The organism is Nostoc sp. (genome assembly GCF_054880495.1).
Map to the genome: position 1 here is coordinate 1 of NZ_JBTYKD010000147.1, position 2317 is coordinate 2317.

Consider the following 2317-nt stretch of genomic DNA (forward strand, 5'->3'; position numbering starts at 1 on the left):
AGAGGGGCTGTTCTTGTGAGGGTGAAACCTCGAAAGCATGCCTTGCCTAACTTCTACGTTAAGTTGACACCAATGAGCTTTTTCTGTGCCCCTACGACAGATGTGGTTCAAATAGATGAAAACTGCTGTAACTTGGAATTAAGCATGATGTTCATAATTCTATATATTTCATATCAGACAGTTACAGAAGTGCGACGACTCTGTAAAATCAGCCATTGTTGTAATTTCGGGTCACTGTAAACTTCATCAGCAATAAAATGATCGCCTTCAGGCAGTACAGTAAAATCTACTGTTCCCCCCAGTCCGCGCAAGCTATCGACAATCTGCTGTGTATCTTCAATCGGTAGTTTTTCGTCCTTGCCACCTTGGAATATTTGGATGGGAATTTCCTTTAGTGCAGCTAGTTGGGTTGCTTCTAATGTCTTGGGTACACGCCCTGATACTGCTACCAGACCAGCGAAGCGACGAGGGTGAGAAGCGGTGATATGCCATGCTCCAGCTGTACCTAAGCTGAACCCAGATAAAATTATCCGGGACGGATCGATGGGTTGGGAGGCGATGAGATCATCGAGCAAAGCAATCACATCCAACTCTCGGTCTACCCAGGTTTGTCCTTCAGGCAACTGGGGGGCGGCAAAGATATAAGGTAAGGAACTGGACGAATCCACGAAACGAGGTAAACCCCATTTCAGCAGCACATTTATATCTGTACCGCGATCGCGTGCGCCGTGTAGAAACAATACTAGGGGCGCGGGTTGCTTAATAGTGTCTGAGATAGTCGAGAGGAGATAAGGCAAGGAACCATTGCTGGTGTTAAAAGAGCGGTGTTCGACAGACATAGTTGTGACTCCTAAAGTTTGGGGAAGTTTGGGGGTTGGGGGGATCGAGTCTTATCCGAAACGTATTGGCATTGCTCCCGGTTAACAGACTACTAGATTCAACTAACTGGCACTTTCTGTTTCCATACTGCATCTGCATAGAGCGAGGTATCGAAATCTGGTGCAACGTTGTCGCTGGTAATACGGGCTTCATGCAGCGTCCAATCAGCAAAGAACAAGTCATGGCTAATACGTCCTACCACTGCTGGTACGTCGCGTCGGATGCTGGGTATGTCACCAATTGGCAGTCCAAAACTGACGAAGCCAGATGGGTTGAAAACATGGATATCCTTCAGGTAAGGTGCGCTACCGGGGACTTTTTCTTGGTATTCATGGGCGCTACCAAGGTAAGGATAAACACTTAATTCTTCGTCGCGCTGATTGGCTGGTGGTTCGTAGCGATCGCTCCACTGAGCAATATGATGGGCAAAGTCGGCAAGTTCAGGCCGCGCCGCCGGATCAACGAAGTAGCCAGTACCAGCGATCGCCAAATCGAACTCGAAAACATCGTCGTTCACCTGTGCGACGATACTGCTGCCTTCCTCGTGTGCTGATCTCCAGGTTGCGGATAGGTGCAGGTGGAAGTTCGGGAATGCGATCGCCCGTTCAATTGCGTCGGTTGGTGGTGTGGAGCCGAACTGACGATAACGCCAAGCCTGGAACCAGCGAGCCGCATCAGGTATTTGGTAATAGCTGTTGTAAGCACCAGGATAACCACGCACGCGAATTACTGGCAGTGATGCGATCTCTGACCGTCGTGAGAACAAGTGTACTGCTTTGGCTCCCGATTCCAGGGCTACCCCAGCAGCATCGAAGGCCGAGGCCGCAGATCCCAGCACCGCTACAGTTTTGCCTCGCAGTGCATTGAAGTCGATGGCATCGGCGGTATGTGCGTATAAAATGCGTGGTAAAGCAGCCAACACTGATGGCACGTATGGGCCACCAGCACCGACAAAACCATTGCCCAGAATAATTTTGCGGGTAGTTTCCACCTGGGGGATACCGTTCACTTCTAGATGCAGGCGAAAGAAACCTTCAGCAGGCTCAATCCGCACCAGCTTCGTTTGGTAACGCACTGGAATTTCTAGAAACTGCCGATACCAACTGAGGTATTCAACCCACAGCAAGCGAGGAATGCGGTCAATCGCCGCGTAAGCCTCAGCACCATGTCGCGCCTCATACCAAGCCTGAAATGACAACCCCTGAATACCCAATTCCGGCCCTGGCAGATTCTTGGGCGTGCGTAGCTTGTTCATCCGCGCCCGATTTAGCCATATACCAGCATGGGCTTCATCTTCGGCCTCATCGATAATTGTCACCCGGCCAATACCAGCCCGTCGCAGTGCAAAGGCAAAGGTAATACCTGTACCACTACCACCAACTATTGTCACATTGTGGTCAACATCAGCACGGTCGGGTACCCAGTCATCAGGATAGGG

Annotated in this window: 2 protein-coding genes; both read right to left on the reverse strand. The window is 50.4% G+C overall.

Annotated features, from left to right (window positions below):
* Nucleotides 1-173: 173 nt before the first annotated feature.
* Nucleotides 174-839, reverse strand: coding sequence for a carboxylesterase family protein (locus tag ACYTXL_RS15065; RefSeq protein ID WP_461925437.1), 666 nt, complete (start codon nt 837-839; stop codon nt 174-176).
* Nucleotides 840-937: 98 nt separating this feature from the next.
* Nucleotides 938-2317: NAD(P)-binding domain-containing protein (locus ACYTXL_RS15070; RefSeq protein ID WP_461925438.1), on the reverse strand; the 1380-nt coding region annotated here is incomplete at its 5' end.

Coding starts and splice junctions, on each gene's coding strand:
- ACYTXL_RS15065 (WP_461925437.1), bottom strand. CDS start 839: ATGTCTGTCGAACACCGCTCTTTTAACACCAGCAATGGTTCCTTGCCT.